Origin of the sequence: Streptomyces coryli (genome assembly GCF_011044975.1) — a bacterium.
Taxonomy (GTDB): domain Bacteria; phylum Actinomycetota; class Actinomycetes; order Streptomycetales; family Streptomycetaceae; genus Streptomyces; species Streptomyces coryli.
Map to the genome: position 1 here is coordinate 1 of NZ_JAAKZV010000361.1, position 5,912 is coordinate 5,912.

7 protein-coding genes are annotated in these 5,912 nt (G+C 69.8%); 2 read left to right on the plus strand and 5 right to left on the minus strand.

Annotation, left to right across the window (positions count from 1 at the left end; all coding sequences use genetic code 11):
- Positions 1–972, minus strand: a 972-nt coding sequence (locus G5C51_RS39180) for a family 2B encapsulin nanocompartment shell protein (protein WP_165245233.1), incomplete at its 3' end; no start/stop codon positions are given.
- A 150-nt stretch (positions 973–1,122) separates the two neighbouring features.
- Here G5C51_RS39180 and G5C51_RS39185 point away from each other — a divergent pair.
- Positions 1,123–1,341, plus strand: coding sequence for a DUF2277 domain-containing protein (locus G5C51_RS39185; RefSeq protein WP_165245235.1), 219 nt, complete (start codon positions 1,123–1,125; stop codon positions 1,339–1,341).
- Here G5C51_RS39185 and G5C51_RS39190 read toward each other — a convergent pair.
- From G5C51_RS39190 to G5C51_RS39205, 4 genes are read right to left on the minus strand one after another with little or no spacing between them, the layout of a single operon-like run.
- On the minus strand, positions 1,338–2,018 hold the full coding sequence (locus G5C51_RS39190) for an iron-sulfur cluster assembly protein (protein WP_165245237.1): 681 nt from the start codon (positions 2,016–2,018) through the stop codon (positions 1,338–1,340). The two genes, G5C51_RS39185 and G5C51_RS39190, sit on opposite strands and share 4 nt — an antisense overlap.
- Positions 2,015–3,016: an amidohydrolase family protein gene (locus G5C51_RS39195; protein ID WP_165245239.1), complete on the minus strand. Its 1,002-nt coding sequence runs from the start codon at positions 3,014–3,016 to the stop codon at positions 2,015–2,017. The genes G5C51_RS39190 and G5C51_RS39195 overlap by 4 nt, the downstream gene beginning before the upstream one ends.
- 1 nt (position 3,017) lies before the next feature.
- On the minus strand, positions 3,018–4,055 hold the full coding sequence (locus tag G5C51_RS39200; protein ID WP_165245241.1) for an NAD(P)-dependent alcohol dehydrogenase: 1,038 nt from the start codon (positions 4,053–4,055) through the stop codon (positions 3,018–3,020).
- A gap of 44 nt (positions 4,056–4,099) precedes the next feature.
- Positions 4,100–4,900: an acetoin reductase gene (locus tag G5C51_RS39205; protein WP_165245243.1), complete on the minus strand. Its 801-nt coding sequence runs from the start codon at positions 4,898–4,900 to the stop codon at positions 4,100–4,102.
- 160 nt (positions 4,901–5,060) lie between these two features.
- On the opposite strand from G5C51_RS39205, the gene G5C51_RS39210 reads away from it, so the two are divergent.
- A partial coding sequence (locus G5C51_RS39210; RefSeq protein WP_165245245.1) for a sigma-54-dependent transcriptional regulator family protein occupies positions 5,061–5,912 on the plus strand: 852 nt, incomplete at its 3' end.

Sequence of the window (5,912 nt, forward strand, 5' to 3'; positions counted from 1 at the left end):
GTCGTCGGGGGTGGGCGGGCCCGAGCGCGGATGGATGCGCTGCTTGAGGTCGGCGTTGTGCAGCAGGCCGAACTCCTTGTTGTTGACGAGCTCGTGCTCCTGCCGCTCGCGCAACGCCTCGACGGTGAGCCGCAGCTGCTCCTCGGTCTGGTTCATCGGGTCGTTGTAGAGATCGGCGACGCGGCTGTGCACCCGGAGCACCGTCTGGGCGACGCTGAGCTCGTACTCCCGGGGCGTGAGCTCGTAGTCGACGAAGGTGCCGGCCAGGTCGGCCTCGCCGGAGTGGCCCGAGGTCAGGGCGATCTCAGCCTCGCCCTTGCGATTCTGCCGCTGCCGCGGGACGGCGCGGAAGGCCTCCACGTGGGCGCGCAGGGCGGGGGCGTTGTCGAGGAAGGCCCGCAGGTCCGCGCGGTCGAGTTCCAGGACGGTGGCGGAGGTCTGGGCGCGCAGCGAGTACGGCCAGTCCCCCTCGCCGCCGTACAGCAGCTGGTCGCCGACGTGGCTGCCGTCGGCGAGGACGCCGAGGACGGTCTCGTCGCCGTATTTGCCGGTGCCCAGCTGCTCGAAGCGGCCGTGCGCGATGAGGATCAGGCGGTCGGCCGGGGTGTCCTGCGCGACCAGCACGTCGCCGCGGGCCAGCTCGCGCTGGCGGAACCGGCCGGCCAGCGCGTCCAGGGCCTCGGGCTCGGCGTCGAAGGTCCGCAGCGGCGGCAGTTCGCGCAGCTCCTGCGGGATGACGCGGACCTCGCCCGCGGTGGAGGTGAATTCGACCAGACCATCGCCGAGGGAATGAGTGAGACGGCGGTTGACGCGGTACGAGCCGCCCTTCACCTCCGTCCAGGGAAGCATCTTCAGCAGCCAGCGGGAGGAAATCCCCTGCATCTGCGGGGGAGTTTTGGTGGTGGTGGCAAGATTACGGGCTGCCGCGGTGGCAAGGCTCCGCTGCGCGTTCTGCTCCGGGGAGGTCGTCATGGCAGCGAAACTAGGCCTTTGGCACTGGACCCACAATCGCTCGAAAGAGTAGGTATAACGGGGTTGGAATTTGGCTAGAGATATGCAATTCAGCGGGGGTGGGAGCGGAGCTGATGCGCGTTGTCAGAGGCGGGGCGTACCGTCGTACGCATGTGCCGATCGATCAAGACGCTGCGCCCGCCGTACGCCGATGACGTCACCGAGGACGACACGCATGCGGCCGCGCTGCAGTACGTACGCAAGATCTCCGGGTTCCGGCAGCCGGCCGCGCATAATGCGGAGGCCTTCGACAAGGCGGTCGAGCAGGTCGCCGCGGCGACGCAGGAGCTGCTCGACCACCTTGTGGTGAAGGGGCAGAAGGCGAGCTAGGGGCTGGTAGCGGCGGGTTGCGCCGGGCCGTATCGCGTGGCCAGCAGCCCGCGGCACCACCCGGCGTTGCCTTCGATGCTGACCCGCACCGCTTGCGCGAAGCGCAGGCGGTCCGGGGGGAGCGGCGCGCCCTGCTCGTCCAGGAGCAGCGGTGCGCCGGGGGCCGTCGGCAGGCCCAGCGCCCTGCGGCGGTCGAGCAGGGCGGTGAGCTGGGCGGACGGCGGTAGGTCCGCCAGTGTCAGGGCCGGGAGGTCCGCCGTCGGCGGGAGGGTTCGGCACAGGCGCTCCAGGGCGGCCAGATACGCCTTGCGGCGGAAGGTCTCGCGCAGGTGCGCCAGCTCCTCCGTCGCGAGGCCCGGGAAGGTGCCGGCGAAGCCGGACTGGGCCGCCACCCCCGCGTTGATCTCCTCGGCCGCGAAATGGTCCTCGAGGCGTATCTCCACTGATGCGACGCCCGGCACCTTCCGTACCGCGTCGTGCGCATCCGCCACCATCAGGTACGCGAAGTTCGGGGCGCAGAAGTACGTCGGCAGGCGCAACTTGACCTGTACATGGGCACCTGTGCGCGCCGCCTCCGTCACGAAGCCGAGGTCGGTGATCGGCTCGTCCAGCTCCGGGTCGTGGACCGTGCCGAGCGCGGTGAGGATCTCGCCGGTGCCGCCGTGGCCGCCGCTCATGCCGCCGCCAGCCGCGCCGCCGGCACCTCCGCCGGCACCTCGATGTCGTACAGCCGCGCCGCGTTGAGGCCGAGGATCTTGCGCTTGATGTCGGGCGTGAGGACCCCGTACTCCGCCTGCATGTCCTCCGGGATCTGGAAGTCCACGAACTGCTCCACCAGCCACTTCGGCTGCCAGATCGCGTAGTCGCTGGAGAAGAGCAGGCGGTCCTCGTCGAGCCAGTAGAGCAACTCGCCGATGATCTGCGCGAAGTAGCGCGGCCGGGTGTGGATGAAGGGCATCGCCACCGCCAGGCCGCCGTAGACATTCGGCTCCTGGGTGGCGATCCAGCAGAAGTCCTCCAGCCGGGGCAGGCCGACGTGTTCGACGATGAAGCGCAGGTCGGGGAAGGCCGTCGCCGCGTCGTCGACGTCCGCGACATCGAAGGCGTCGCGGTTGAGCGGGTAGATCGTCGGGCCCTTGTGGACGTGGACGTTCTTGATCCCCAGCTCCTGGCACTTCTCCAGATAGCGGTACGCCCACGGGTCGGAGAGCTTCCAGCCCTTGGAGTCGCCGCGCCACTCGGCGGTGTAGAGCTTGACGCCCTGCAGCTGCCAGCGGTCGGCGAGCTCCGCGAGCTTGTCGAGGCCGGCCTTCTCGTCGCGCGGGTCGAAGGAGCCGTTGACGATGAACTTGCCCGGGTGCCGCTCGGCCACCGCGCCGTCCTGCTCGGTGGTGTTGAAGCCGTTGACGTAGAAGTCGGTCAGATAGGTGGGCTGGAAGATCGCCTTGTCCACGTATCCGGTCTCGAAGAGGTCGTGCATCAGGTCGGCCTCGGTCGGCTTCGCGAACTTCTCCAGCGGCCACAGCCACTCCTCGGGGGAGAGGTTGCGGTGGTAGTCGTAGAAGCACTCGATGAAGCCCTTGCCGTACCGGTTCGCCTGGTTGGCCGGACTGCCGTCCCAGAAGTGGATGTGACCGTCGACCACGAAGTAGCGCTCGCCGTCCTTCTCGTACATCTCATTGCTCCTTCGATGGCACCAGAATGCCGCGGCCCCGCAGCCGGCCCGCCTCGAGATCGGCGATGGCGTCGGCCACGGCGTCGAGGGGGTACGTGCGGGTGTGCAGGCGGACCTTGTCCTGGGCCGCCAGGGTCATCAGCTCGTCGAGGTCGTTGTAGCTGCCGACGAGGTTGCCGATGACGTTGATCTCGCTCGAGATGATGTCGATGGTCGGGATACGGACCTCGCCGCCGTAGCCGATCACGTAGTACGAGCCCGCGCGCCGCACCATCGCCACGCCCTCGGCCTCGGTGCCGCGCTCGCCGACGAAGTCGAGGACGACGTCGGCGCCTTCGCCGCCGGTGAGGTCCTTGACGGCCTCGATCTGGCGGCCGTCGGCCTGGACGGTGTGGTCGGCGCCGAGTTCGGCGGCCAGGTCGAGGGCCTCCGCCGAGCGGTCCACCACCACGACCTGCGCGGCGGTGAGGGCCTTCAGGCACTGGATGCCGATGTGCCCGAGGCCGCCGGCGCCGATGACGACCGCGACCGTGCCGGGATAGAGGAGCGGCACGGCTTTGCGGACCGCGTGGTACGCCGTGAGGCCGGCGTCCGCGAGCGCCGCCACGTCGGCGGGCCGGAGGGCGGCGTCGAGCTTGACCACCGAGCGGGCCTTGGTGAGCAGCAGCTCCGCCATGCCGCCGTCCGAATCGATGCCGGGGAAGGCGGAGTTGGCGCAGTGCACGTCGTCGCCGGAGCGGCAGGGGCGGCACAGGCCGCAGGTGGCGAGCGGGTGCAGGATGACCGGGTCACCGGGGCTGACGTGGGTGACGCCCGAGCCTGTTTCCCGTACCCAGCCGGCGTTCTCGTGGCCGAGCGTGTACGGGAGCTTCACGCCGGACTTCTGCTCCCACTGGCCCTCGACGATGTGCAGATCTGTGCGGCAGAGGCCGGCGCCGCCGATCTCGACGATCACGTCGAGCGGGCTGGAGAGGACCGGCTCGGGGACCTCCTCGACGACGGGGCTCCGGTCGTATGCGTGCAGTCGGATGGCTTTCATCTGTCCTGACCTCCTTGCGGGCTTGCAGGCTTCGCTCAGGCCGGTCAGGAGAACTGGATGCCGCCGTCGATCATGACCGACTGCCCGGTCATGTAGTCCGAGTCGGTCGAGGCCAGGTAGGAGACGAAGGCGGCGACGTCCGCGGGCTCCTCGACCCGGCCGAGGGCGATGCCTTCCGCGTACTTCTTGATGGCCTGGCCCTTGTCGAGACCTTCCGCCTGGGCGAGCTTCTCGTCAATGAGCTCCCACATGGCGGTGCCGACGATGCCGGGGCAGTAGGCGTTGACGGTGATGCCGTGCGCGGCCCATTCCATGGCGGCTGCCTGAGTCAGGCCGCGGACGCCCCACTTGGAGGCGGAGTACGGGCCGAGGAGGGCGAAGGGGCGGTACGCGACGATGGACGCGGCGCCGATGATCTTGCCGCCGGTGCCCTGGGCGATCATCTGGCGGGCGGCGGCGGTGTAGGAGAGGAAGACGCCGCGCAGATTGACGTCCATGATCTGGTCGAACTCCTCGGGGCTGGTGTCGAGGAGCGAAGTGACGCGGGCAATGCCGGCGTTGGCGACGTAGACGTCGACCTTGCCGAAGTGGCCGGCGACGTTCTGGACCAGCGCGTCGGTGTCGTCCTGGCTGGTCACGTCGGCGGTGACGGCGAGGGCGCGGCGGCCGGTCTTCTCGATGGCGGCGGCGACCTCGTCGAGCTCGGTGCGCATGGCGGGGAGGTCGGAGACGGCGACGTCGAGGCCGTCGGCGGCGAGGCGTTCGGCGATGCCGCGGCCGATGCCGCGGGCGGCGCCGGTGACGATGGCGGTGCGGGGGGCGCTGGCGCTTGGCTGGGTGGTCATGGCGGCTCCCTCGGTTGCGGATGCTTGTGCATCAGCGTGGAGCCCGGTGGTGGTGTCGAGTTTTTCAATGTGGAACACGGCGGCGGCGGGGCTGTTCGGGCCATGGCCGGGAGGCTTGCGCCTTCGTAATATGGCCGAAACACCGCCTGGCGGAGGTGGCATGCTCATCGACGGCGAGGCGCGTGCGCACAGCATCGCGCAGGCGCGGCTGAAATTCCTGGAGGGCGAGGCGACGGCGGCTGCCGTCGTGCCCGAGCGGATCCGCAACTCCTGGCAGCGGTCGATGCATCTGGGCATCGGGATCGATGAGGTGCAGGCGCCTTACCAGCCGGATTACGACCGGGAGAGCCGGCTGGTGCGGGCGGCGGGGCCGGTGCTCGATCGGCTGGAGGCGAGTCTCGCCGGGTCCGATGCGTGCTTGATCGTGACGGATCGGCGCGGGTGGGTGCGCGATCGGCGGGTGGGGGAAGAGAAGTTGTCCGCGTATCTGGACCGGGTGCATCTGGCGCCTGGTTTCAGCTACGCGGAGGAGTTCGTGGGCACGAATGGCATCGGGGTGGCGCTGGAGGAGCGGCGGCCGTCGGTGGTGCTGGCGACGGAGCACTTCAGCGATCGGCTGCAGGGGGTGTCGTGTGCGGCGTCCCCGATCCGTAATCCGATTACGGGGCGGGTCGCCGGGGCGATGAATTTGACCTGCTGGAACGGGCCTTCCGATGCGCTGATGGCGGCGCTGGCGCAGCAGGCGGCGGCGGATGTGGAGCGGGTGCTCTACGAGCTGTCGACGTCGTCGGAGCGGGCGCTGCTGGAGGCCTTCCGGCATGCGACGCATTACGGGGACCGGCCGGTGGTGTGTTTGGGGGTGGGGTCCGACTTGGTGCTGGCGAACTCTGCTGCGGCGCGCTGGCTCACCGGTGAGGATCATCGGGTGCTGTACGAGGCGGCGGTGGGGATCGGGCATGCGCCGCGGGCGCGGAGGCGGGTGCGGTTGGCGGGGGGCCGGTCGGTGCGGGTG